This window comes from Pseudomonas sp. VA159-2 (assembly GCF_024126635.1).
Classification (GTDB): Bacteria; Pseudomonadota; Gammaproteobacteria; order Pseudomonadales; family Pseudomonadaceae; genus Aquipseudomonas; species Aquipseudomonas muyukensis.
Genome location: NZ_JAMYBV010000001.1, coordinates 108,688 through 133,969 on the forward strand (window position 1 = coordinate 108,688; position 25,282 = coordinate 133,969).

The 25,282-nt window shown below is 67.3% G+C and carries 18 protein-coding genes; 10 read left to right on the forward strand and 8 right to left on the reverse strand.

Translation table 11 applies throughout. From position 1 onward, the window contains the following. The first annotated feature begins 193 nt into the window (after nt 1–193). The 7 genes from NJG22_RS00455 to NJG22_RS00485 all read left to right on the forward strand — a co-directional run bounded on the left by NJG22_RS00455 (nt 194) and on the right by NJG22_RS00485 (nt 10,322). On the forward strand, nt 194–1,357 hold the full coding sequence (locus NJG22_RS00455; protein WP_253091687.1) for an efflux RND transporter periplasmic adaptor subunit: 1,164 nt from the start codon (nt 194–196) through the stop codon (nt 1,355–1,357). Next, a complete protein-coding gene (locus tag NJG22_RS00460) occupies nt 1,354–4,446 on the forward strand; it encodes a multidrug efflux RND transporter permease subunit (RefSeq protein ID WP_253091688.1) in 3,093 nt (1,030 codons plus the stop codon). Before NJG22_RS00455 ends, NJG22_RS00460 begins: the two co-directional genes overlap by 4 nt. A gap of 9 nt (nt 4,447–4,455) precedes the next feature. Further along, nucleotides 4,456–5,127 carry a heavy metal response regulator transcription factor gene (locus NJG22_RS00465; protein ID WP_217850127.1) on the forward strand — a complete coding sequence of 224 codons (672 nt, stop codon included), beginning with the start codon at nt 4,456–4,458 and terminating at the stop codon, nt 5,125–5,127. Between the two features lie 123 nt (nt 5,128–5,250). Further along, on the forward strand, nt 5,251–6,666 hold the full coding sequence (locus tag NJG22_RS00470) for a heavy metal sensor histidine kinase (RefSeq protein WP_253091689.1): 1,416 nt from the start codon (nt 5,251–5,253) through the stop codon (nt 6,664–6,666). A 130-nt stretch (nt 6,667–6,796) separates the two neighbouring features. Continuing rightward, the gene (locus tag NJG22_RS00475) at nt 6,797–7,021 is read left to right on the forward strand and encodes a hypothetical protein (RefSeq protein ID WP_253091690.1); all 225 of its coding nucleotides are present in this window, start codon (nt 6,797–6,799) and stop codon (nt 7,019–7,021) included. A gap of 203 nt (nt 7,022–7,224) precedes the next feature. Next, on the forward strand, nt 7,225–8,535 hold the full coding sequence (locus NJG22_RS00480; protein WP_253091691.1) for an OprD family porin: 1,311 nt from the start codon (nt 7,225–7,227) through the stop codon (nt 8,533–8,535). A 290-nt stretch (nt 8,536–8,825) separates the two neighbouring features. Continuing rightward, nucleotides 8,826–10,322 carry a sensor domain-containing diguanylate cyclase gene (locus NJG22_RS00485; RefSeq protein ID WP_253092062.1) on the forward strand — a complete coding sequence of 499 codons (1,497 nt, stop codon included), beginning with the start codon at nt 8,826–8,828 and terminating at the stop codon, nt 10,320–10,322. A 115-nt stretch (nt 10,323–10,437) separates the two neighbouring features. Here the strand turns inward: NJG22_RS00485 and NJG22_RS00490 are convergent, their stop codons facing one another. Beyond that, nucleotides 10,438–10,914 (reverse strand): PA2169 family four-helix-bundle protein, encoded by a 477-nt coding sequence (locus NJG22_RS00490; RefSeq protein ID WP_253091692.1) that lies wholly within the window; start codon nt 10,912–10,914, stop codon nt 10,438–10,440. Nucleotides 10,915–11,117: 203 nt separating this feature from the next. Between NJG22_RS00490 and NJG22_RS00495 the strand changes: the two genes are divergently transcribed. Next, nucleotides 11,118–11,339 carry a DUF3820 family protein gene (locus tag NJG22_RS00495; RefSeq protein WP_253091693.1) on the forward strand — a complete coding sequence of 74 codons (222 nt, stop codon included), beginning with the start codon at nt 11,118–11,120 and terminating at the stop codon, nt 11,337–11,339. A 237-nt stretch (nt 11,340–11,576) separates the two neighbouring features. On the opposite strand, the gene NJG22_RS00500 is transcribed toward NJG22_RS00495, so the two are convergent. Genes NJG22_RS00500 through ptsP form a run of 3 tightly spaced genes read right to left on the reverse strand, consistent with a single transcriptional unit; the run spans nt 11,577 to nt 17,096 of the window. Further along, nucleotides 11,577–13,298 (reverse strand): PTS fructose-like transporter subunit IIB, encoded by a 1,722-nt coding sequence (locus NJG22_RS00500; protein WP_253091694.1) that lies wholly within the window; start codon nt 13,296–13,298, stop codon nt 11,577–11,579. After that, nucleotides 13,298–14,245 (reverse strand): 1-phosphofructokinase, encoded by a 948-nt coding sequence (gene pfkB, locus NJG22_RS00505; protein ID WP_253091695.1) that lies wholly within the window; start codon nt 14,243–14,245, stop codon nt 13,298–13,300. The genes NJG22_RS00500 and pfkB overlap by 1 nt, the downstream gene beginning before the upstream one ends. A 1-nt stretch (nt 14,246) precedes the next feature. Then, nucleotides 14,247–17,096 (reverse strand): phosphoenolpyruvate--protein phosphotransferase, encoded by a 2,850-nt coding sequence (gene ptsP / locus NJG22_RS00510; RefSeq protein ID WP_253091696.1) that lies wholly within the window; start codon nt 17,094–17,096, stop codon nt 14,247–14,249. A 297-nt stretch (nt 17,097–17,393) separates the two neighbouring features. On the opposite strand from ptsP, the gene cra reads away from it, so the two are divergent. After that, nucleotides 17,394–18,389: a catabolite repressor/activator gene (cra, locus tag NJG22_RS00515; protein WP_253091697.1), complete on the forward strand. Its 996-nt coding sequence runs from the start codon at nt 17,394–17,396 to the stop codon at nt 18,387–18,389. Nucleotides 18,390–18,391: 2 nt separating this feature from the next. Further along, complete coding sequence (locus NJG22_RS00520; RefSeq protein ID WP_253091698.1) at nt 18,392–19,168, forward strand: TatD family hydrolase; 777 nt, start codon at nt 18,392–18,394, stop codon at nt 19,166–19,168. A 149-nt stretch (nt 19,169–19,317) separates the two neighbouring features. Here the strand turns inward: NJG22_RS00520 and NJG22_RS00525 are convergent, their stop codons facing one another. The 4 genes from NJG22_RS00525 to NJG22_RS00540 form a co-directional block, all read right to left on the reverse strand. Then, entirely contained in the window at nt 19,318–21,330 is a 2,013-nt protein-coding gene (locus NJG22_RS00525) for a methyl-accepting chemotaxis protein (protein ID WP_253091699.1), read from the reverse strand. A 240-nt stretch (nt 21,331–21,570) separates the two neighbouring features. Continuing rightward, the gene (gene ampE, locus NJG22_RS00530; RefSeq protein WP_253091700.1) at nt 21,571–22,401 is read right to left on the reverse strand and encodes a regulatory signaling modulator protein AmpE; all 831 of its coding nucleotides are present in this window, start codon (nt 22,399–22,401) and stop codon (nt 21,571–21,573) included. After that, nucleotides 22,398–22,964: a 1,6-anhydro-N-acetylmuramyl-L-alanine amidase AmpD gene (gene ampD / locus NJG22_RS00535; RefSeq protein WP_253091701.1), complete on the reverse strand. Its 567-nt coding sequence runs from the start codon at nt 22,962–22,964 to the stop codon at nt 22,398–22,400. Before ampD ends, ampE begins: the two co-directional genes overlap by 4 nt. A gap of 101 nt (nt 22,965–23,065) precedes the next feature. Then, entirely contained in the window at nt 23,066–25,210 is a 2,145-nt protein-coding gene (locus NJG22_RS00540; protein WP_253091702.1) for a DUF1631 domain-containing protein, read from the reverse strand. Nucleotides 25,211–25,282: the final 72 nt, after the last annotated feature.

The window sequence follows — 25,282 nt, forward strand, 5'->3', positions numbered from 1 at the left end:
CGGCAGGGCGTACGACTTTAGGTTCAAACGCGGGGGCAATATTGATCCACGGCAGGGTATTGGCACTTGGCCATCAACCGCTCGAAACTGACAGCCGTGACAGCCAGACGTCACGCTGGCGACCCGATCGGCGCGCTATAACCCTGGCTATACCAGACCCGTTCCCAGCCCTCCGGCCAAGGTACCCGCCCCGATGCGACGTCCGTCCCGCCCCCTCGTTGTTGCCGCGCTGGCTTTACTGATGCTGGCCGCCGCCGGCCTGTGGCTCGGCCAACGCCCCAGCCCCCCGCCCAGCCGCGCCGCCAGCGCGGTGCCGGTGCGGGTGGTGGCCGTGGTCGAGCAGGATGTGCCGCGCTACCTCAGTGCCATCGGCTCGGTGCTGTCGCTGCACAGCGTCGAGGTACGGCCACAGGTGGAGGGCGTGCTGACCCAGGTGTTGGTCAAGGAGGGCCAGTGGGTCAAGGCCGGCGACCTGCTGGCCGCACTCGACGACCGGGCGATCCGCGCCAACCTCGACCAGGCCCGCGCCCAGCTGGGGCAGACCCAGGCGCAGCTGCAGGTGGCCAACGTCAACCTCAGGCGCTACCAGTTGCTGAGCACGGACGACGGCGTGTCCAAGCAGACCCTCGACCAGCAGCAGGCCCTGGTCAAGCAGTTGCAGGCGACCCTCAAGGGCAACCAGGCCGCCATCGACAACGCCGCGGTGCAGCTCAGCTACACACAGATCCGCTCGCCGGTGACCGGGCGCGTCGGCATTCGCAACATCGACCCCGGCAACCTGGTGCGCAGCAGCGATACGCAAAGCCTGTTCAGCGTCACCCAGATCGACCCCATCGCCGTGGAGTTCGCCCTGCCCCAGCAGCAACTCCCCGTCCTGCAGGGCCTGCTGAAATCGTCTACCCCCGCCGAGGTCGAGGCGTACATGGACGCCGACGGCGAACGCAGCCTGCTCGCCAAGGGCCACCTGATGCTGATCGACAACCAGGTCTCGGCCACCACCGGCACGGTGCGGGTCAAGGCCGAGTTCGACAACACCGGCGGCCGCCTGTGGCCCGGCCAGCTGGTCACCGTGCGCCTGCGCACGGCGGTGCACGAGGGTGCCTTGGTGGTGCCGCCACCCGTGGTGCAGCGCAGCATCGACGGTCACTTCGTCTACCGCCTGGACGGCGACAAGGTCAGCGCCGTGCCGGTCAAGGTGGTGTACCAGGACAGCACGCTGAACGTCATCGCCGGGGTCAAGGCTGGCGATCGCCTGGTGCTGGACGGTCAGTCGCGGCTCAAGCCCGGCAGCACCGTCGAGGTCACGCCCGAGGCCCCCGCTCCGGCGGCGATGGCCAACCGCAGGAGCTCGCCATGAACACCCGCAACGGCGTATCGGCCTGGTGCATCGACCACCCCATCGCCACCTTGCTGCTGACCTTCGCCCTGGTGCTGCTCGGCGCCATCGCCTTCCCCCGGCTGCCGGTGGCGCCCCTGCCCGAAGCGGACTTCCCGACCATCCAGGTCACCGCCCAGTTGCCCGGTGCCAGCCCCGAGACCATGGCCTCTTCGGTCGCCACCCCGTTGGAGGTGCAGTTCAGCGCCATCCCCGGCATGAGCCAGATGACCAGCAGCAGCGCCCTGGGCTCGACCAACCTGATCCTGCAGTTCACCCTCGACAAGAACATCGACACCGCCGCCCAGGAAGTCCAGGCGGCGATCAACACCGCCACCGCGCGCCTGCCCCAGGACATGCCCAGCCCGCCGACCTGGCGCAAGGTCAACCCGGCCGACAGCCCGGTGCTGATCCTCACCGTCAGCGCCACGCAGATGCCCGGCAATGAGCTCAGCGACTACGCCGAGACCCTGCTGGCGCGCCAGCTCAGCCAGATCGACGGGGTCGGCCTGATCAACATCACCGGCCAGCTGCGCCCGGCGATCCGCGTGCAGGCCCAGCCCGAGAAACTCGCCGCCATCGGCCTGACCCTGGCCGATATCCGCCAGGCCATCCAGCAGACCAGCCTCAACCTGGCCAAGGGCGCGTTGTACGGCGAGCACAGCGTGTCGACCCTCGCCGCCAACGACCAGCTGTTCCACCCCGAGGACTACGCGCGGCTGATCGTCAGCTACCGCGATGGCGCGCCGGTGCACCTGTCTGACGTCGCCAAGGTGATCCAAGGCGCCGAGAACGCCTACGTCAAGGCCTGGTCGGGCCAGCAACCGGGCCTTAACCTGGTGATCTTCCGCCAGCCCGGGGCCAACATCGTCGACACCGTGGACCGGGTGATGGACGCCCTGCCGCGCTTGCAGCAGATGCTGCCGGCCGCGGTCGAGGTGTCGGCGCTGCAGGACCGCACCCAGACCATCCGCGCCTCGCTGCACGAAGTGGAGCTGACCCTGATGATCGCCGTGGCCCTGGTGATCGGGGTGATGGCGCTGTTCCTGCGCCAGTGGTCGGCGACCTTCATCGTCTCCAGCGTGCTCGGCGTGTCGCTGATCGCCAGTTGCGCATTGATGTACCTGTTCGGCTTCAGCCTCAACAACCTCACCCTGGTGGCCATCGTCATCGCCGTGGGTTTCGTGGTCGACGATGCCATCGTCGTGGTGGAGAACATCCACCGCCACCTGGAGGCCGGCGACGACAGCCGCAGCGCCGCGCTCAAGGGCGCCGGCGAGATCGGCTTCACCGTGGTCTCGATCAGTTTCTCGCTGATTGCCGCGTTCATTCCGCTGCTGTTCATGGGCGGGGTGGTTGGTCGGTTGTTCAAGGAGTTCGCCCTCACCGCCACGGCGACCATCCTGATTTCGGTGCTGGTATCGCTGACCCTGGCGCCGACCCTCGCCGCGCTGTGCATGCGCCGCCCACCCGCCGAACAGCACGGCGGCCTCGGCCAGCGCCTGCTGCGCGGGTACGCCAGAGGCCTGGACCAGGCGCTGGCCCACCAGCGCACCACCCTGGCGGTGTTCGGCGTCACCCTGGCGCTGGCGGTGGCCGGCTACGTGGCCATCCCCAAGGGCTTCTTCCCGCTGCAGGACACCGGCTTCATCCTCGGCACCAGCGAGGCGGCGGCGGACGTGTCGTATCCGGCGATGATCGAAAAACACCAGGCCCTGGCCAGGATCATCGAGGCCGACCCGGCGGTACGCGCCTTCTCCCACTCGGTGGGGGTCACCGGCAGCAACCAGACCATCGCCAACGGCCGCTTCTGGATCGCCCTCAAGCCCCGCGGCGAGCGCGACGTCTCGGCCAGCGAATGGATCGACCGCATGCGCGCGAAGCTGGCCCAGGTGCCTGGCATCGTCCTGTACCTGCGGGCCGGCCAGGACATCAACCTCAGCTCCGGGCCGTCGCGCACCCAGTACCAGTACGTGCTCAAGAGCAACGATGGGGTGGCCCTGAACCTGTGGACCCAGCGCCTGACCGAACGCCTGCGGGACAACCCGGCGTTGCGCGACCTGTCCAACGACCTGCAGCTGGGCGCCAGCGTCACCCGCATCGACATCGACCGCCAGGCCGCGGCGCGTTTCGGCCTGAGCACCAGCGACGTCGACCAGGCGCTGTACGACGCCTTCGGCCAGCGGCAGATCAGCGAGTTCCAGACCGAGACCAACCAGTACAAGGTGATCCTCGAGCTGGACGCCCGCCAGCGCGGCAAGGCCGAGAGCCTCAACTACTTCTACCTGCGCTCGCCGCTGTCCGGCGAGATGGTGCCGCTGTCGGCCCTGGCCCATGTCGCGCCGCCCAGTACCGGGCCACTGTCGATCAGCCACGACGGCCTGTTCCCGGCCGCCAACCTGTCGTTCAACCTGGCGCCGGGCGTGGCCCTGGGCGAGGCGGTGCAGATCCTCGAGCGCACCCAGCGCGAGCTGGGCATGCCCGACGCCATCACCGGCAATTTCCAGGGCGCGGCCCAGGCGTTCCAGAGCTCGCTGTCGAGCCAGCCGTACCTGATCCTCGCCGCGCTGGTGGCGGTGTACATCATCCTCGGCGTGCTCTACGAGAGCCTGGTGCATCCGCTGACGATCATTTCCACGCTGCCGTCGGCGGGGCTCGGTGCCCTGGTACTGCTCTGGGCCATGGGCCAGGACTTCACCATCATGGGGCTGATCGGCGTGGTGCTTTTGATCGGCATCGTCAAGAAGAACGGCATCCTGCTGATCGACTTCGCCCTGGAGGCCCAGCGCAACCAGGGCCTGACGCCCGAGCAGGCGATCCACCAGGCGTGCCTGGTGCGTTTTCGCCCGATCATCATGACCACCCTGGCCGCGTTGCTCGGCGCGGTGCCACTGATGTTAGGCGTTGGCGCCGGCGCCGAGCTGCGCCAGCCGCTGGGCATCGCCGTGGTCGGCGGCTTGCTGGTGAGCCAGGCGCTGACGCTGTTCACCACCCCGGTCATATACTTGGCCCTGGAGCGCCTGTTCCACCGCCGCCGGGCCACCGTTGCCCCGGCGCCGACCGCCAGTTGAGACAAGACCATGCGTGTGCTGATCATCGAAGACGAAGAGAAAACCGCCGACTACCTGCATCGCGGCCTCAGCGAACAGGGCTTTACCGTCGACCTGGCGCGCGACGGCATCGACGGCCTGCACCTGGCCCTGGAAGGTGACTACGCGGTGATCGTGCTCGACGTCATGCTCCCCGGCTTGGACGGCTATGGCGTGCTGCGTGCGCTGCGGGCGCGCAAGCAGACGCCGGTGATCATGCTCACCGCCCGCGAGCGGGTCGAGGACCGCATCCACGGCCTGCGCGAAGGTGCCGACGACTACCTGGGCAAGCCGTTCTCGTTCCTTGAACTGGTGGCTCGGTTGCAGGCCCTGACCCGCCGCAGCGCGGTCCACGAACCGTTGCAGATCCAGGTCGCCGACCTGTGGATCGACCTGATGGCGCGCAAGGCCAGCCGCGCCGGACAACGCCTGGAGCTGACCGCCAAGGAGTTCTCGCTGCTCAGCGTGCTGGCCCGCCGACAGGGCGAGATCCTGTCCAAGACCGCCATCGCCGAGCTGGTCTGGGACATCAATTTCGACAGCGACGCGAATGTCGTCGAGGTGGCGATCAAGCGCTTGCGCGCCAAGCTCGACGGGCCGTTCGACAACAAGTTGCTGCATACCATTCGAGGCATGGGTTATGTCCTGGAGAACCGTGGGTAGCCCGGGGGGCGCTATGCGCCCCTTTCGCGACGCAAGGCCGCTCCTCCCGGGGATCGCGTCCCCCTGTAGGAGCGGCCTTGCGTCGCGAAAGGGCTGCAAAGCAGCCCCAGGGAGCGACAGCCCATGACCCTTTTCCGAAGCAAACCCGGCAACTCCATCGCCCTGCGCCTCTCGGCACTGTTCACCCTGGTGGCCCTGGCCGTGTTCGTGCTGATCGGCAGCGCCTTGTACCGCCAGGTCGACCGCAGCCTCGACCTGCTGCCCGAAGCCGAACTGGACGCGCGCTTCAGCGTGCTCGAGTCCACCCTCAACCGCTACGGCACCGCCGAACACTGGGCCAAGATCAACAACAAGCTCAACCTGCTCAGCGAAGAAGACCGGCGCATCCGCTTCTGGGTGGTGAGCAGCGACCCGGCCTTCGAGTACGGCCAGCCCAGCCAACAGCTGCGCGCCTTCGCCGAAGGCGCGCCAGGCATGCGCGACCTGCGCCTGGCCAACAGCCCCTACCCTTACAAGGTGCTGGTCAGCGAACTGCCGGCCCTGGGCGAGCGCCCGCCGCTGCGCTTTCTGATCGGCATCGACACCGAGACCTTCTGGCAGGCCCAGCACAGCCTGCTGGTGGCCATCGTCGGCCTGGCCGCGCTGGGCGTGTTGCTGGCCTCGCTGCTCAGCTACTGGGTCGCGCGCATCGGCCTCAAGCCCTTGCAGGCGCTTTCGGACGAAGCCCAGACCCTGGCCCCGCCGCGCCTGGACGGGCGCCTGCAAAGCCACGACCTGCCGCCGGAACTGGCGCAGTTCGCCAGCGCCTTCAACGCCGCCCTCGACCGGGTCAGCCAGGCCTACACGCAACTGGAAGCGTTCAACGCCGATGTCGCCCACGAACTGCGTTCGCCGCTGACCAACCTGATCGGCCAGACCCAGGTCGCCCTCACCCGCGGGCGCAGCGCCGAGCACTACTTCGAGGTGCTGCAATCGAACCTCGAGGAGCTCGAGCGCCTGCGCAGCATCATCAACGACATGCTGTTCCTGGCCAGCGCCGACCAGGGCAGCAAGGCCACCGCGCTGACCCAGGCATCGCTGGCCGAGGAAGTGGCCACCACCCTGGACTACCTCGACTTCATCCTCGAGGACGCCCAGGTCAGCGTCAGCGTCAGCGGCGACGCCCAGGCACATATCGAGAAGGCCCAACTGCGCCGGGCGCTGATCAACCTGCTGAACAACGCCGTGCAGCACACCGCGCCGCACCAGGTGATCGAGGTGCGCATCGAGGCCGATGAGCAGCAGGTCAACATCGCCGTCAGCAACCCTGGCCCGGCGATCGCCGACGAGCACCTGGCGCTTTTGTTCGAGCGCTTCTACCGGGTGGATGCCGCCCGGGCCAACAGCGGGGGCGGCAACCATGGCCTGGGCCTGGCGATCGTCAAGGCCATCGCCCTGATGCACGGCGGCAGTGTGTTCGTGCGCAGCGCAGCAGGCGCCAATACCTTCGGCATCAGCCTGCCGAACGGTCAACTACGCGGGTTTGCGGTAAAAATCTGACACTTTTACCCGCAATAATTACCTTTTATGCAACAGTGCTTATCCAAACGGCCTCTGTTTCCAGGTTGTTTACAGGGCTAACTTTAGCCCCGTCATCACTCGCACTTGCTCTGCAAGAAGGTTGCATCAAATGTCCAACAGTATGGGTATTGCCAGCGTCTTCGTCCTGTCGTCCCTGTTGTTGTCGCCCCTGGCCATGGCCGAAGAATCGCCGGCCTTCGTCGCCCGTAACAGCGAACTTGCCGCTGTCCATCAAGAGGCCCGCGACGCCTATGCCGCCAAGCCGGCCGACGCGGTGAAAGACTCGCAGCAGACAGCTTCCAAAGTGTCCGCCGACAGCGATGTCGATAGCTGACCGGCCATTTTCGATTCGAAGTTTTCCCTTGGCTACACCATGGGCACCGCCTGTGACGATATGTTAGCCTTTCAAAGCCGCTGCTAATCAGCGGCTTTTTTTATGTGTCGAAAATATCAGCAGGGATGTTGCGTCTCTAATAAGAGATCGGCAGACACGACAATAAAATCTGCCCAACCGCTTGACCAAAGGAGTTTGTACCGGTGCTTTCCGCGTTTCGTTTCACCCCGTTGTTCGTTGCGTTGGCCGCAACGATTCCCGTCGCCGCCCAGGCCGAAGAAGCGCAAGCCGAGGGCTTCATCGAAGGGTCCTCGCTCAAGCTGCATTTTCGCAATGCCTACTTCAACCGCAACGAAAAGAACCGCAAGGTAGAGGACAAGCGCGAGTGGGGCCAGGGCGCCGTGGCGCGCTTCGAGTCCGGCTACACGCCCGGCACCATCGGCTTCGGCCTCGATGCCCACGCCATGATCGGTTTGAAACTGGACGGTGGCTCCGGCCATGCCGGCACCTCGATCCTGCCGAGCGAACCGGGCGACAAGGCCCGCCACGCCTTCTCCACCGCCGGCGGCGCGATCAAGCTCAAGGGCTTCGACACTGAGTTCAAGGCCGGTGACCTGTTCCTCACCAACCCGGTGATCGCCGGTGGCGAAAGCCGCATGCTGCCGCAGACCTTCCGCGGCGTCGCGGTGACCAACAACAGCATCGACGGGCTGATGCTCGAAGGCGGCAAGGTCAGCTTCACCAAGCCGTACAACCAGAGCGGCCACCGCCGCATCAACACCTACTACAGCAACCAGACGCCCGAGCAGGACAGCCAGAACCTGAGCTGGGCCGGCGCGTCGTGGAGCGGCACCGAGCACATCACCGCCAATGTCTATGCCGCCGAGCTCAAGGACATCTGGAACCAGTACTACGCCGACTTCGACTACACCTACGTGGTCAACGACCTGGTCAGCCTGAACCCAGGCGTGCACTTCTATCACACCCAGGACACCGGCCAGTCGAAGCTGGGCAGCATCGACAACAACACCTGGAGCGTGCACTTCACCGTGGCAGCCGGTTACCACAGCGTCACCGCCGCCTACCAGCGGGTCAACGGCAACACGCCGTTCGACTACATCAACCTGGGTGACAGCATCTTCCTCGACAACTCGCGCATGTATTCGGACTTCAACGCGCCGAACGAGCGCTCGTGGAAGCTGCAGTACGACTACGACTTCGCCGGCCTCGGCGTGCCGGGCCTGAGCACCTCGCTGTCCTACTCGCGCGGCAAGGCCGACCTGACCAAGGCCAGCCAGGACACCGAGTTCTATGACTTCTACAACGCGGACGGCAAGAATGCCCGGCACTGGGAACGTGACTTCGACCTGAAGTACGTGTTCCAGGAAGGCCAGCTCAAGGACCTGTCGGTGCTGCTGCGCTATGCCACGCACCGGGCCAACGCGGCGTATGCGAGCGAACAGGACAACGACGAGTTCCGGGTGATCGTGGATTACCCGCTGAACGTGTTCTAACGCGGTAATAACGGTAGGAGCGGCCTTGTGTCGCGAAAGGGCCGCACAGCGGCCCCAGCACTCTCAAGCAGCCCTGCAAAATCTAGGGCTGCTGCACAGCCCTTTTCGCAACACAAGGCCGCTCCTGCACAGTCAGCCGCTCGTTGCCTGGGCCCGGCCCTCCTGAATCATTTCCGTCGGCCAAATCGCCTTTGATCTTGTCCGACAATCACCGCTTGCCTAGAATATCGCCGCCGCTTTTCGGCCCATTCCCCAGGGATCCCGGGGCTTATGCAGTTGCGAGCATGACGTTGCCCACCCGATCACCACGATCCGCCCTGTACAAGTCGCACCCCGAGCTGATCCTGAACCTGGGCAGCTGCCTTGCCGTGCTCGCCATCGTGGCCATCGTCAGCTACCTGCTGGCCCGTGAGCGAGACAGCGTCGAGCAATCGGCCATGCGCTCGTCGAGCAACATCGTGCAGTTGATCGAAAGCGACATCCTGCGCAACGTCGAACTCTACGACCAGTCGCTCAAGGGCCTGATCTGGGCGGTGCAGCACCCCGAGCTGCTCAAGGTGTCGCCCAGGCTGCGCCAGCAGATTCTCTTCAACCAGGCCTTCTCCGCCCCGGTGCGCGGCGACATCCTCTGGCTCGACGCCAAGGGCGACGTGCTCGGCGACTCCACCAGCGCGCTGCCGCGCCAGGCCAATTTCGCCGACACCGTGCCCTTCCAGTCCCACCGCGATCAGCCGCACCTGGGCCTGCTGATCAGCCCGCCGTTCAAGGCGCGGCTTGGCGACCTGGACTGGTGCATCAGCTTCAGCCGACGCATCTCCGGGCCCCATGGCGAATTCCAGGGCCTGGCAGCCGGGGCCCTGCGCCTGTCCTACTTCAACGCGCTGTTCCAACGCCTGGACATCGGCGTGGACAGCAGCGTCAACCTGTTCAACACCGACGGCCAGCTGCTGGCGCGCCAGCCGACCCGCCCGCAGGATCCGCTTATCGGTACCAGTTTCAGCGAGCGTCCCAACTTCAAGCGCATCCTCGGCGAGCGTAGCGGCAGCTTTACCGCCCGCTCGACAGCTTATGAAGGCCAGCGCCTCTATACCTTCGCCCGGGTCGCCGACCTGCCGCTGATCGTGCTGGTGGCGCACTCGGCCGACGAGGTGTTCCAGTCATGGCGACGCACCGCAATGGTGGTCAGCGTGGCCACTGGCGTGCTGTGCATCGGCATCCTCTGGCTGACCTTGCTGCTGGGCCGCGAATTGCGCCGCCGCCACGATGCCGAGCAGGGCCTGGCGACCCTGGCCGCCACCGACAGCCTCACGGGTCTGGCCAACCGCCGCCGCCTCGACCAGGTGCTGCGCCAGGAATGGGCCCGCGCCCAGCGCAACCGCAAGCCACTGGCGGTGCTGATGGTGGATGTGGATCACTTCAAGGCGTTCAACCAGCGCCATGGCCACGCCGGCGGCGACCATGTGCTGCGCGAGGTGGCCAGCACCTTGCAGCGGTGCATCCGCCGACCGGCGGACCTGGCGGCGCGCTATGGCGGCGAGGAGTTCCAGGTGGTGCTGCCAGAGACCGAACTGGCCGGCGCGCTGCTGCTGGCCGAGCGCATTCGTGCCAGTGTCGAGGCGATGCCGCCGTTCGGCGACGATGAGCGCGCGGTGACGGTGAGCGTGGGGATTGGCCTGCATGCGCCGGGTGGCGCGCAAGACCTGGCGGGCTTGCTGGGGGATGCCGACGAGGCGCTGTACCGGGCCAAGGCCAATGGTCGCAATCGGGTTGAAGGGCCGAGGCCCTAGGGGGCTGCTGCGCAGCCCTTTGGCGACACAAGGCCGCTCCTACAGGGCATTGTGTTCCCCTGCAGGAGCGGCCTTGTGTCGCCAAAGGGGCGCACAGCGCCCCCAACGATCCCGCTTACGATCCCGCGCGCGCCGCGTTACGCAGCGCCTTCACCTGGTCATGATTGCGTTGCACGCCTTGCAACTGCTTCTCCACCAGCGCGTAGGCCGAATCGTTCGCCGTACGCCCCAGCTTGACCAGCTTCTCGCGGCCATCCTTGTAGGCTTTCAGCGCATGATCCTCGCCGCGTTCCACTTCATTGAGCACAGCCTCTTCGTCCTTGCCAGTGACCATCGACTTGAGGTTGACCCAGCCCCGGTGCAGGTCGCCGCTGAGGCTGGTGGAAGTCTCCGGATCACCACCGAGCCGACGCACTTCGCTTTGCAGTTCGGCTGCGGCATTGGCGCATTCGCCGGCACGCTGGACGAAGAATGCCTTCAACTCCGGATTCTTGACATCATCGGCCGACTCCTTGAAACCTTTCTCGCCGTCCTTGCTGTACTCGATCAGGTCGTTGAGCACGTCGATTACATCTTTGTTGGGATTGCTCATGGCTTGAACTCCTTGGCAGGTGATAGTCACAGAGACAGGAGCAGGCTTCGTGCCAAATTATCGACAAAAATAAAAACCATTTAAATCAAGGACTTGAAGATAAACAAGGGCAAGCGGGGCGAGGCGTTCTGCATGATTGCCGCTTGGGTCGTCGTGCAGTTTGCAGTATGGTCCGCGCTCAACCCGCCACAGGCCGCTGCCCGATGAAAGCCGAATCCCTGCAATTGCTGGTCACCCGCACCATGCCCTTCGGCAAGTACCAGGGGCGGATCATCGCCGACCTGCCGGGCGACTACCTGGCCTGGTTCGCGCGCAAGGGCTTCCCGCCCGGGGAGCTGGGCGGGTTGCTGGCGTTGATGCACGAGATCGACCACAACGGCTTGGGCGATCTACTGAAACCGTTGCGGGGCAAGCCCCGGGGGTGACGGCCACTCCCATGGAACAAACCGTAACTCATTGCTTTAGCGAGTCCCTGTAGGAGCGGCCTTGCGTCGCGAAAGGGCTGCGCAGCAGCCCCGGCAATTTCGAGGGTGGCTCAGAACCTGGGGCCGCTGCGCGCTCCTTTCGCGACGCAAGGCCGCTCCCACAGGGGGGTAGTTCTCTGCGCAACAGCGTAGCCCGAAGGGCTGGGCCATCCTCTACAGCGATTGCACAGTGCCTGGCTAGCCCTTGGCCGGCGCCACCACCATCTCCACCTGCTCGCGCTTCTTGATCAGCGCATACACCACCGCCGTCAGCAAGCTGCCGGCCGTGATCGCCAGCAAATACAGCAGCGCATGGTTGATGGCGTTGGGGATCAGCAGCACGAACAAGCCACCATGGGGCGCCATCAGCTTGCAGCCGAAGTACATCGACAGCGCCCCGGTCAAGGCACCGCCGGCAATGCTCGCCGGGATCACCCGCAGCGGGTCCTTGGCGGCGAACGGGATCGCCCCTTCGGAAATGAAGCACAGCCCCAGCGCCAGCGCCGCCTTGCCGGCCTCGCGCTCGCTCTGGGCGAACTTGCGCCGGGCCATGAAGGTGGCCAGGCCCAGGCCGATCGGCGGCACCATGCCGGCCGCCATGGTCGCGGCCATCGGCGCGTAGCTGGAGGAGGCCAGCAGGCCCACCGAGAACGCATAGGCAGCCTTGTTGATCGGCCCGCCGAGGTCCACGCACATCATGCCGCCCAGCAGCAGCCCGAGCAGCACCGCATTGGCGGTGCCCATGCTGTCGAGAAACTGGGTGAGCCCTTCGAGCATGGCCGCCACCGGCTGGCCGACCACGTAGATCATCACCAGGCCGGTGAACAGGCTGGCCAGCAACGGAATGATCAGGATCGGCTTGAGCGCCTCGAGGCTGCTCGGCAAGCGCACCCAGCGGGCGATGGCCTTGGCGCAGTAGCCGGCGATAAAACCGGCGACGATGCCACCGATGAATCCTGCGCCCAGGGTGCTGGCCAAAAGGCCGCCGATCATCCCCGGCGCCAGGCCAGGGCGGTCGGCGATGGACCAGGCGATGTAGCCGGCCAGCAACGGCACCATCAGCTTGAAGGCCGCTTCGCCGCCAATCTGCATCAGCGCAGCGGGCAAGGTGCCGGGCTGCTTGTACGCCTCGATGCCAAACACGAATGACAGCGCGATCAGCAAACCACCCGCCACCACCATCGGCAGCATGAACGACACCCCGGTCAGCAGGTGCTTGTACACGCCGGCTTTTTCAGCCTTTTGCCCTGCGCTGGGCACGGTACCGGCACTTTCCAGCTTGCCTTCGGCCAGCGCCTTGTCCAGCGTGGCGCGGGCCTGCTTGAGGGCGATGCCGGTGCCGCAGCGGTAGATGCGCTTGCCGGCGAAACGCGCGGTGGGCACCTCGATATCGGCGGCCAGCAGCACCACCTCGGCCTCGGCGATGGCCTCGGCAGGCAGCGGGTTGCGCGCGCCGACCGAGCCCTGGGTTTCCACGCTGAGCTGGTAACCCAGGGCCTGGGCGGCCTGCTGCAGCGCTTCGGCGGCCATGAAGGTGTGGGCCACGCCAGTCGGGCAGGCGGTGACCGCGACGATCTTCGCCGCGCGGCCCTGCGCGGTCGGCGCCGCCTCGTGCAGCCTGGCCCCGGCGGCGGCTTGCTGAAGAAACCCCTCGCGGTCTGCCAAGGCCTGGGCCGGCGTGCTCTGGTACAGGCGCTTGCCCGCGAAGCGCGCCAGGTCCACCGGCCCAGTGCTGACCACCAGCACCCAGTCGGCCTGGGCAATCTGCGCCGTGCTCAGGCGACGCTCGGGGTGCTCGGCATCCTGCACCTCGACGCAGGTCTTCCAGCCGCGACGCTGGGCCGCGGCGGCCAGCAGGCGCGCGCTGAGCACGCTGGACACCTGGCCGTTGGGGCAGGCGGTGACAATGGCGATGTTCATCAGCAGCCCTCTTCTTGTTGTTCTGTCAGGTGCACGGCAGCTTCCAGGCGGGCCAGCTGCTCGCGATCATGGATGCCGAAGCCGACCTGGGTGACCGCCTGGGCGGCGATGGCGGTGGCGCGGCGCAAGGTGGCGGCGGGCGCCTCGGCCTGGAGCAGGCCATGGACCATGCCGGCGACCAGCGAATCACCGGCGCCGACGGTGCTGGCGATGCGCACTTTCGACGGTTGCGCATGCAGTGCCAGGCCGGCGGCGAACCAGGTCACGCCCTGCTCGCCCTGGGACACCACCACATGTTCGATACCGCTGGCCAGCAAGCGCTGCGCGGCGGCACGCTGGCCGAGCGGGTCAGGCACCGGCAGCCCGAGCACCTCGCCCAGTTCCTCGGTGTTGGGCTTGACCAGCCAGGGCGCGGCTTCGAGGCCGGCGCGCAAGGCTTCGCCGCTGCTGTCCAGGGCCACCTTCAAACCCTGCGACTTGAGCATCAGCAGCAGCTCGCGCAGCCACTGGGGGCTGATCCCCCGCGGCAGGCTGCCGGCCACCACCACGGCGTCATGCCCCGGGGCCAGCTGAGCCAGACGTTGCAGCAAGGCGCTGCGGGCGGCCTCGTCGACCTGCGGCCCAGGCCCGTTGATATCGGTGACCTGGCCATCGGCCTCGACCAGCTTGATGTTGCTGCGGGTTTCCCCTGGCACCCGCACGAAGCAGTCGGCAAACCCACGCCAGGCAATCAGCGCCTCGAACGGCGCCAGGTTGTCCTGGCCGAGGAAGCCGCCGACCGTCACCTGATGGCCGAGGTCGGCCAGCACCTGGGCCACGTTCAGCCCCTTGCCGGCGGCATGGCTGTGCTGGGCCTGGCTGCGGTTGACCGCGCCGGGGCGCAGGCGATCGAGGCGAATGGTGATATCCAGCGCCGGGTTGAGGGTAAGGGTGAGGATCTTGGCCATTTCAGTAACGCTCCAGCAACGCCCGGACTGCCTCGGCGCTGTCTTGTTGCAGGGCCTCGCGCGCCAGGGCGCGGGCCGTCGAAAGGTCGGCCTGGCGCACCAGGGCCTTGACTTCGGCGACGCTGCGGGCGGCGACGCTCAGTTCGTCCACCTCCAGCCCCAGCAGCACGGCGACCGCCTGCGGGTCGGCCGCCAGTTCGCCGCACACGCCCACCCACTTGCCCTGGGCATGGGCGGCGCGCACGGTCATGTCGATCAGCGCGAGCACCGCCGGGTGCAGGCCGTCGGCCTGGGCCGAGAGGCTCGGGTGGCCACGGTCGATGGCCAGGGTGTACTGGGTCAGGTCGTTGGTGCCGATGCTGAAGAAGTCCACCTCGCGGGCCAGTTGCGGTGCCAGCAGCGCGGCGGACGGCACCTCGACCATGATGCCCAGCTGCAGGTCGGCGACCGGTATTTCTTCGCGCAGGCGCTCGACCATGGCCTTGGCCGCGCGCCACTCCTGCATCTGCCCGACCATGGGGAACATGATGCGCAGCGGCCGTTCATCGGCGGCGCGCAGCAAGGCGCGCAGCTGGTCTTCCATCACCTGCGGGCGCTGCAAGGTCAGGCGCACGCCGCGCACGCCCAGGAAAGGGTTTTCCTCGGCGGCGATCGGCCAATAGGGCAAGGGCTTGTCGCCGCCCACGTCGAGGGTGCGTACCACCAGCGGGCGCCCGCCCAGACCGTCGAGCACGCGACGGTACTCGGCCTCCTGGGTGGCCACGTCGGGCAGTTGCGGGTGGGCCATGAAGATCAGTTCGGTGCGCAGCAGGCCGATGCCTTCGGCGCCCTGCTCCACCACCTTGTCGATGCCGCTGCTTTCGCCGATGTTGGCGAACACCTCGACGCCATGGCCGTCGCGGGTCACTGCCGGCTCATGGCGGTTGGCCCAGGCGATCTGCAAGCGCCGCTCGCGGGCGTCGCGCTCGGCCAGGGCCTGTTGCAGTTGGTCCGCGGCGGGGTCGATGGCGACTCGGCCGCGCTGGCCGTCGAGCAGCAGCGGCGTGCCGTTGTCCAGCAACAGCAGCTCGGCTCCGGCACCCACCACCGCGGGGATACCCAGGGCGCGGGCGACGATGGCGCTGTGGGCGGTGGCGCCGCCCTGGGCGGTGACGATGCCGGCGACTCGTGCCGGGTCCAGGCGCGCCACGTCGGACGGGCCGACCTCGCGCATCACCAGCACGTAGGGTCGTTCGGGTTCGGCGGCGGCGCGCACGCCGCACAGTTGCGCCAGCACCCGGCGGCCAATGTCGCGCAGGTCGGCGGCGCGCTCGGCCAGCAGCGCGTCACGCAGCGCCTCCTGCTGGCGGGCGGCGGCCTCGATCACCGCCATCCAGGCGGCAGCGGCGCTTTCGCCCTGGGCCAGGCGCAGTTCGACCTCATCGCTCAGCGCCGGGTCGGCGAGCATTTCCTGATGGGTGACGAAGATCTCGCCAATGGCCGCGGTGCTGCGCTGCACCAGGGTGTGCAGGTCGGCGTGCACCCTGTCGATGGCCTGGCGCAGTTTCGCCCGTTCCTGGGCCGCAGACTCGCCCCGCAGCGGGTAGTCGATCTCGCGCTCGACGCAGACATGGGCCGGCCCGCTGGCGATGCCGGGCGCTGCCGCGACGCCTTGCAGCGTGCTGCCCGGCAACGGTGCTTGCAGGGTTTCGACCGGCGCCAGCTGGGGCTGTTGGGCCTGCGGCAACGGTTCGACCGCCTCGCCCAGGCCCTGTTCGATGGCGGCCAGCAACACCGGCAGCGCCTCGGCGGCGATGGCCGGCTCGGCGATCAGCTCCAGCGCCTGGCCACGGCGCGCGCCGAGGCTGAGCAGCTTGCTCAGGCTCTTCACCGACACCGCCGGCTGGGCGCTGTCGAGCAGGCGCAGGCGAATTTCGCCGGCAAAACCCTTGGCCAGTTGCGCCAGCACCTTGGCCGGGCGGGCATGCAGGCCGTGAGGGTTGGCCAGCACTACCCGGGCGCTCGGCCAGTCGGCCAGCACTTCGCCACCCAGCACTTCGAGCACGGCGCGGCTGCTGGTGGCCTGGTAGAGCATCTGCCCACGGCCTTCGATCAGCACTTCGCACAGGCGCTCGAGCAAGGCCTCGTGGGCCGCGCCGAGGCTGGCCAGGCAGAACAGGCCATTGAGCGATTGCCCACGGTAGCGCAGCGGCTGCTGCGGGGTGAGGAAGGCCAGGCCGGGTTGGCGTACCTGACGCTCGCTGTGCAGCCACCACAGGCCTTCGCCCAGGGGCAGTGGCTCGACCTGTTGCAGCACCCCGGCGAAACCGCCGTCGACACAGCCGGCGCGTTGCAACAGGCGGGCACCGCGCCAGGCCAGTTCGTCGAAGTCCTCGGCGGCCAGGTTCAGGCCGACCAGTTGCGCATCCAGCGCCAGGGCCTGCGGCGCGCCTTGCAGCAGCTTGAGCAGCGCCTCGGCGCTACTGGCCCGGCGCAGCGCCTCGACCAGGTCGGTCTCGCCCAAGGCGCGGGTGAGCAATTGCAAAAGGCGCAGGTGTTCATCGGAACGCGCGGCGATACCGATGGCCAGGTAGACGGTCTGGCCGTCGCCCCAATCCACCCCCTCGGGGAACTGCAGCAGGCGCACCCCGGTGGCGAACACCAGGTCGCGGGTCTGCGGCGTGCCGTGGGGGATGGCGATGCCTTGGCCGAGGAAGGTCGAGCCTTGCGCCTCGCGGGCTTGCAGCCCGGCCAGGTAACCCTCGGCCACCAGGCCATCGGCGACCAGTCGGTCGGCCAGCAACGCCAGCGCCGCGCCTTTGTCGGCGGCGCGCTGGCCCATGGCAATCTGCTCCACGGCAAGCTCGAGCATGACCCTCTCCTTTTGCGTCGCCCACGTCGGGCGCCGAGGTATTGTTGTGAAATTGGCTGGCAGATGTCGTGACAATGTTCAACGCCAGTGGCGCTTTCAGACTTGCAAGGCAGGAAATTTCAGCAAGCTGAAACGTTTAATCTGACCAGGCGGCCACGTTACTCGATAATCTGCCGACGAAAAAGCCCCATCCTGTCGGACAATTGCGACAATGGTCGTCTGCGCGCGGGCTCGCCAATGGGTGAAACTACCCGGTCAAGCCACGCAGCCAGCCCCGGAAATAACAAGGAAAATTCGGTGAAACTCAGCGATATCGCCCGTCTGGCCGGTGTGTCCGTGACCACCGCCAGCTACGTCATCAATGGCAAGGCCGAACAGCAGCGCATCAGCAGCAGCACCGTCGAGCGGGTGCGCGCGGTGGTCGAGGCACACGGCTTCACGCCCAACCCCCAGGCCGCCGGCCTGCGCAGCCGCCACACGCGGACACTGGGCTTCATTCTCCCGGATCTGGAGAACCCCAGCTACGCCCGCATTGCCAAACAGCTGGAACAGGGCGCCCGCGCCCGTGGCTACCAGCTGCTGATCGCCAGCAGCGACGACCAGCCCGACAGCGAACGCCAACTGCAGCAACTGTTCCGCGCCCGACGCTGCGACGCGCTGTTCGTCGCCAGCTGCCTACCGCCGCAAGACGATAGCTATCGCGCCCTGCAGGCCAAGGGCCTGCCGGTGATCGCCATCGACCGGGGCCTGGACCCGGCGCATTTCTGCTCGGTGATCAGCGACGATCGCGAGGCCAGCCGGCAACTGGCGCAAAGCCTGCTCAAGACCCAGCCGCGCAGCATCGCGCTGATCGGCGCACGCCCGGAACTGTCGGTCAGCCAGGCCCGCGCCGGCGGTTTCGACGAGGCGCTGCGCCAGTTCGACGGCGAAGTCCGCCGCTACCAGGGCGAGGCGTTCAGCCGTGCATGCGGCCAGCAATTGATGGCGCAATTGATCGACGAGCTGGGCGGCCTGCCGGATGCCCTGGTGACCACCTCCTACGTGCTGCTGCAAGGCGTGTTCGACACCCTGCAAAGCCGCCCGGAAGGTTCGCGTCAGCTGCAACTAGGCACCTTTGGCGACAACCAGCTGCTCGACTTCCTGCCGCTGCCGGTCAACGCCATGGCCCAGCAGCACGGCCTGATCGCCGCCACCGCGCTGGAGCTGGCCCTGGCCGCGATCGAGGACAAACGCTACGAGCCTGGCGTGCACGCCATCGGCCGCACCTTCAAGCAACGCATCGGCACGGCCTGAGCATGCGCCTGATCGACACCCACACGCACCTGGACTTCCCCGACTTCGACGCCGACCGCCCGCGCCTGCTGGCCAACGCGACGGCGCGCGGGGTGGAGCGCATGGTGGTGCTGGGGGTGTTCGAGGGCAACTTCCAGCGGGTCTGGGACCTGGCCTGCGCCGATGAGCGCATCCGCGCGGCATTGGGCCTGCACCCGGTCTACCTGGAACAGCACCGCCCCGAGCACCTGGGCCTGTTGCGCCAGTGGCTGGAGCGCCTGGGCGGCGATCCGCGGCTGTGCGCGGTGGGCGAGTTCGGCCTGGACTATTACCTGGCCGAGCTGGACCCGGAGCGCCAGCAAGCGCTGTTCGAGGCCCAGCTGCAGATGGCCTGCGACTTCGAGCTGCCGGCGCTGCTGCACGTACGCCGCAGCCATGCCCAGGTGATCGCCACGCTCAAGCGCTACAGGCCGGCGCGAGCGGGAATCATCCATGCCTTCGCCGGCAGCTACGAAGAGGCCCGGGAATACATCAAGCTGGGCTTTCGCCTGGGCCTGGGCGGCGCCGCCACCTGGCCGCAGGCGCTGCGCCTGCGCAAGACCCTGCCACGCCTGCCGCTGGACAGCGTGGTGCTGGAGACCGACGCGCCGGACATGGCCCCGGCCATGTTCCCGGGCCAGCGCAACAGCCCGGAGCATCTACCCGAGATTGCCGGGGCACTGGCCGAAGTCATGGGGATCGGACCAGGGCTGCTGGCCGAGGCCAGCAGTCGCAACGCCTGCGAGGTGTTTGGCTGGTAGCCCGACACGCATCCCTTGTAGGCGCGGCCTTGTGTCGCGAAAGGGCTGCGTAGCAGCGCCAATTTCGATGTGCACGCAAAGATCGCAGGGGCCGCGTTGCGGCCCTTTCGCGACGCAAGGCCGCGCCTACAGGGACCCGTTGTCCTTGATCACACCCTGAACGCGCCGATCAACCGCTTGAGCTCTACCACTTGCGCCGACAGCGCCCGGCTGGCCTCTTCGGTCTGGCAGGCGCCTTCGGTGGTGTCCTGGGCGGCGCGGTTGATCGCCACGATGTTCTGGTCGATGTCATGGGCCACGGCGGTCTGCTGCTCCACCGCGGCGGCGATCTGCTGGTTCTGCTCGACGATGCCGCCCACCGCGCCGAGGATATTGCCCAGCGCCTGCTGCACCTGGCGCGCCTCGTCGACGGTGCCGGCGGCCATCTGGTGGCTGCTGCCCATCACCCGCACCGCCGCGCCCACGCCCTCGCGCAGGCGCTGGATCATCTGCGCGATCTCCTCGGTGGAGTCCTGGGTCCGCTTGGCCAGGGTGCGCACCTCGTCGGCGACCACGGCGAAACCACGGCCCTGCTCCCCGGCCCGCGCCGCCTCGATGGCGGCGTTGAGCGCCAGCAGGTTGGTCTGCTCGGCAATGCTGCGGATCACCTCCAGTACCCGGCCGATGGCCTGGCTGTCACCGGCCAGCTGGTTCACCGCAGCCACGCTCTGGTCGATCTCGCCGGCCAGACGGGCGATGCTACCCTGCTGGCTTTGCACCAGGTCGCGACCCGAGGCGCTTTCGTGGTTGACCCGCTGCGCGCCCTCGGCGGCCAGCGCGGCGCTGCGGGCCACCTCCTGGGCGGTGGCGCTCATCTGGTTCATCGCCGTGGCCACCTGTTCGATCTGTTCGCGCTGGCCGCTGACCGCCAAGTTGCTGCGGCTGGATACCGACAGCACCTGGCCGGCCTGGTCCTCGACCGTGGTCACGGTCTTGCCGACCTGCTCGATCAGGCCACGAATGCGCCGCACGGTTTCATTGAACCCCCGGCCCAGCTCGCCCAACTCGTCGCGGCTGCTGGCCTGGAAGCTGACGGTCATGTCGCCGGCGGCCACTTTGTCCATGGCACTGCCGAGGCTGCCGAGGGTCTGCCGGGTGGACACGTAGAAGCCGCTGTACAGGTAGATGATCAGCAGGAACACCGTGGCCAGGGCCACCACCAGCGCCACGGTGCGCAGGCGGTGCTGGGCCAGGCGGTCCTCCAGTTGGCCGTGCAGGTGGGCCAGCACCGCCTCGTTGAGCCGGTAGGTCTGGGCCATCAGCTCGCTGGTTTGTTGGTAGAACCCGGCCCAAGGCGCATCCAGGGTCTCGGCCACCACCACCTGGTCCTCGAACAGCGTCGCGGCCTGCTTGACCGTGGCCTGGCTGGCCTGGGCGCTGACACCCAGCGCCGCCTTGGCCTGGCCATCGCCGGCCAGGGCGTCGTCCAGGCGCAGGGCGTAGTCGGCGGACAGCCGTTCCAGGCGTTGCAGCAGGTCTTCGAAACGGGCGCTGCCGGAGGAGTCCATGAAGCCACGGCCCAGGGCCACCGCGCCCATCGCCCGACCTTCGCCCAGCGCCTGGGTGACCTGCGCCGTGGCGCTGCCGACCAGCTCGCTGAGCTGGCGCACCGAGGCCTGGCTGTCCTGGCCCAGCCCCGACTGGCTGGCGACCAGCTTGCCCAGTACCTGGGCCTGGGCCAGCAGCTTGTCGAACAGTGCCGCCTTGTTCTGCAGCGAGCTCTCGCCACGGGCAGCGCTGAAGGCATCGGCCAGTTCGCTGCGCTTGGCTTCGAGCACCGGGTCGCTGCTGCCCAGGCCGTCGAGCTGGGCCTGGACCTTGTCCTGCAAGGCGCCGATGCGGGCTTCGAGATCGCCGGCCTGGCCCGACTGGCCGAGCACGGCGTTGATCTGCAACAGGTTGCCCAGGGTTTCCAGGTCGCCGCGCAGGGCCAGGCTCTGGGCCAACGGCGCCAGGCCATGCAGCTCGCCGCGGGTGGCCTGGAGCTGATGATAGGCATCGCGTACCAGGTAGAAGCTGGTGACCAGCATGGGCAGGAAGAACAGGACGCTGATCAGGCTGAACTTCATGCCGAAGCTCAGCCGGTTCATCAGTGCGATGGCCGGATAGAGCAGACGCTTCACAGGTCACCTCCTTGAATTCTTGTTGTTCTGCGGGGTAGCACTAGGCCATCTTCGGGCCCGTGCCTTGTATAGCGCAGAATGAACGCAAGGTTTGTAACTTAAGGTTAAGCGCGCGCTGGATGGCACCGACTGCGTCGGTGTTCGCCAGCAAGGCTGGCTCCTACAGCGTTCCCCACAGTGGATGACACCGACTGTGTCGGTGTTCGCCAGCAAGGCTGGCTACAGCGTTCCCCATAGGGGTCAGATCAGCACGGTCCACAAGGCAAAGCAGGCGTACCACAGCACCGCGCAACGCAGCAGCAACTCCCACAGGCTGTCCAGCCGCTCCAGGCCGCGCTGGCGGTCTTCCTCTTCGGGAATGTCGTCCGCCACCCGGCCGACCTTGGCCACCAGGTGCCCGGCACTGACATGCCAGGCGAGCAATTCGTGCAACATCACCCGGGTCACCGCGACAAAGTTGCCGACCAGGGCGAAACTCACCGTCATCACCCGCACCGGCAGCCAGTCCAAGGCATGGCGCAACTGCCCGGCCAGGGCCTGCAGCGCCGGTTGGCGGCTATGTTCGGTGGTCAGGGCCAGCAGCCGATAGGCCAGCGCCGCCCCCGGGCCCAACAGGAAATACCAGAAGATCACCGCGAAGAAACTTTGGTAGGCCTGCCACAGCAGGTGCCCCTGGACCCGCTTGATCAGCCCCGGGGCATCGTCCGCGGCCAGGCCCAGGTCGCGCTCGGCCACATGCAGCGCGGCCTGCTCGTCGCCCCGGCGCCAGGCATCGCGAAACGGCCCCAAGGCCGCCTTCACATCGCCACGCCCCAGGCTGTAGATCAGCACCAGCAGGTGCACCGGCAGCGCCAGCAGGCCGTAGGCAACGGGCTCCAGCACATGCAGCAGCAACACCAGCAACGCCACCGGTGCCAGGATCAGGATTGCCAGGGTCCACCACGGATGGACCTTGCCACTGCGTTCCAGGCGCACCAGCTCGCCCAGGAAGAAACCATCGCGTTGCACCTGTTGGCGCAGGGCCGAGAATTTCTCCACCCACAGCGCCAGCACCAACACCAGGAAACTCATGCCTTGTCCTCATTGCGTTGCAGCTCGGCGCGGTAGCGCGGCCAGTCGAAAGCCGGGCCGGGGTCGGTCTTGCGCTGCGGGGCGATGTCGCTGTGGCCACAGATCCGCCCAAGGTCGATCACCGGCCAGGCGCCACGGATCTGCTGGGTCAACTGGGCCAGGGCGGCGTACTGGGCATCGGTATAGGGCAGCTGGTCGGTGCCTTCCAGCTCGATGCCGATGGAAAAGTCGTTGCAGCCTTCACGCTCGCCAAAGCGCGACACCCCGGCATGCCAGGCACGCTCGAGCAAGGAGACGAACTGGGTCACCGCGCCATCGCGCTCGACGAACAGGTGCGCCGAGACGGTCAGCTGGTTGATGGTTGCGAAATAGGGATGCTCGCCAGGGTCGAGGCGGTTCTGGAAGAACTCCTGGACCTTGCCGGTACCGAAGCAGGCAGGTGGCAGGCTGATGTTGTGGATCACCAGCAGCGATATGGCCTCGCCGTCGGGGCGGGCGTTGCAGTTCGGCGAGGGGCAGTGGCTGACGCCAGAAAACCAGCCGGTCGCACGGTCCAATTGCATGGGGGCAGATCCTGAATGACGCCACGGGCAGGCTGTCAGTATGCCGCGCCTGTACCGCCCGTGCATGTAAATGATTGTGTAGGAAATCCGCGCCCCTGGCCCTAGGCCTGCTGCACGCGCAGCTGCTCCAGAACCGCCTCCAGGGCCCGTTCGAACAACAGGCCATCGTCCAGCAGGCGCACCTCGCCGCGACGCAAGGCCACCGCCAGGCCGTTGCGGTTCCATTCGCGCACCTTCAAGCCGGTCCGGTTGGCGAACACGAAGCGGTCATGGCTGTCGATGCGCGCCACTAGCTTGCAGCGCAGCGGCTCGTCATCGTCCATCACTTCGACCCAAGTGCCCAGGCGCAGGCGCTCGACTTGGCGAAGGGCCGGTTCCTGGTCGTCGAGCGGCGCGCAGGGGGCGTGGGTCGCTTCATCGGCAATGGCCAGCACGATGTCGTGCTCCACCCGCGCCTCGACCAGCGCCTCGTGGAATTCAGGCACGCCGCCGCAGGCCCGCAGGTGCAGTTGTTCCAGCAGCAAAAAGAACTCGCGGGTCGCCGCCGAGTCCAGCGCCACGCCCGCCAGCCCCTCGCGCAAGGCCTTGAGCAACCCCGGCACCTGCTCCAGCAGGCGGGCCGGGTCTGCGCTGGGGGCAATGCTGGCGAGCAACCCATCCATGGTCGCCAGGCCCTCGGCCCAGGCCTGGGAATCTTCGCCCTGCTTGAGCCAGGCCAACAGCAGCACCTGGCTCCAGGCCTGCACCAGCATCTGCACCACCACCTGTGGCAGCACCTGGCCGCGCAGGCGCAGGTTCAGCGCCTGCTGCACCCGCTGGCGGGCCAGCAAGGTGCGGGCACGGCCTTCCTCGGCGTCGCGGGTCCGTTGTTCGAGCAGTTCGTTGCGCCGGCGTTCGTCCTGGCTGAACAGCAGGAACTCCTCGAGCAGCTCGCTGAACAGCTCGCAGTCTTCGGAAAAATCATTGAGCAGGCGCTGGACGATCCGCTCGACCCGCAGGTGCAAGCCGTCGCGCAGCCCATCACCCTCGACTTCCCAGCCAATCGCCGCAGCGGCGATTTCATTGAGCAGGCGCCGTGCCGGGTGACTGGCCCGGCTCAGCAGCCCCTTGTCGATCAAGGCCACTTTCAGCAGGGGAATATGCAGGCGGCCGATCAGCCCGCGCAGGCTCGCCGGCAGATTGTCATCCGCCTGGATGAAGGCGAACAACAGCTCGACCAGGTTGATCATGTCCTCGTCGGCGGTGGCGATGCGCCGGCGCGTGCCGCTGCGCACGCTGACCCGCAGCAGCAGTTGCTCGAGCTGTTGGCCGAGCTTGAAGTCGTCCGGCTCACCGGGCGCCGGCACATAGTGCTGCAAATGGGTCAGCAGGCGCAGCAGGTCGTCGGTACTGATCGGCTGCGCCGCGCTAAGCGTTTGCAGGCGCGGCGCCACACGACCGCGGCTGGGCGCCAGCAGCGCCTGCAGCGCGCTGAAGAAGGCCTGCCCGGCGCTATCGGCGCCCGGTTCGTGCAAGGCGGGGTTGCTCGGCGCACGCCGGGCAATGTGCCGGCGGTCCTCGGCGCGGCGCCGCGGCGCCGGCAGCAGTTCCGGCAGCACGCCAGCACTGGCCAGCAGCTGGTTGGCCTCGCCATAGAGCAGGTCGAGGTCGCGCAGGACATAACGCTCGAACAACTTGAGCAACACCAGCTTGACGTTCGCCCCCACGCCCAGGTCGCGCCCGGCCTGGAGGAAGAAACCGCACAGGCTGCCAGGGCCCAGCGGGTTGCGCGCAACTTCGATGTCCAGTTCCAGCAGGGTTTCGAAACGCAGGTTCAACTGTTCGAGCACAAAGCCATCGCGCGACTGCACCCGGTCGACCATCGCCTGCACCGCCAGCGAACGCTCCAGCGTCGGGCTGTGCAGCGCCAGCTGGTTGACCATCGAGGCCAGGGCATCGCACTGGCCGATACGGGTGAAGGCCTCGTAGAAGGTATCGAGAAAGCCGCGCTCGATGCTCTTGCGCTTCAGGCGCAGGTCACGCATGGCTTCGAAGTACAGGTTCTGGTCGAGGCGACCGCTGGCCTTGTCGGCCATTTCGAAGAGGGTGTCGTCGGCGTTGTCGAACAATGCCTGCAAGCCCTGGCGCAGTTGCAGGGCGGCCTTGTCACGCACCTGCAGGAGCAACACGGGAAGGCACGGCGAGGGCGCGCGGGCACCCCGGTCGAGGGTGGTCGCCAGGGGCACCACCTTGCCTTCTTTCTGCATCCCGTACTCCTTGCTGGATGTTGCGTTGTGCCACCGGCGGAAAATCGTCAAAGCTATGACGCCAAATACAAG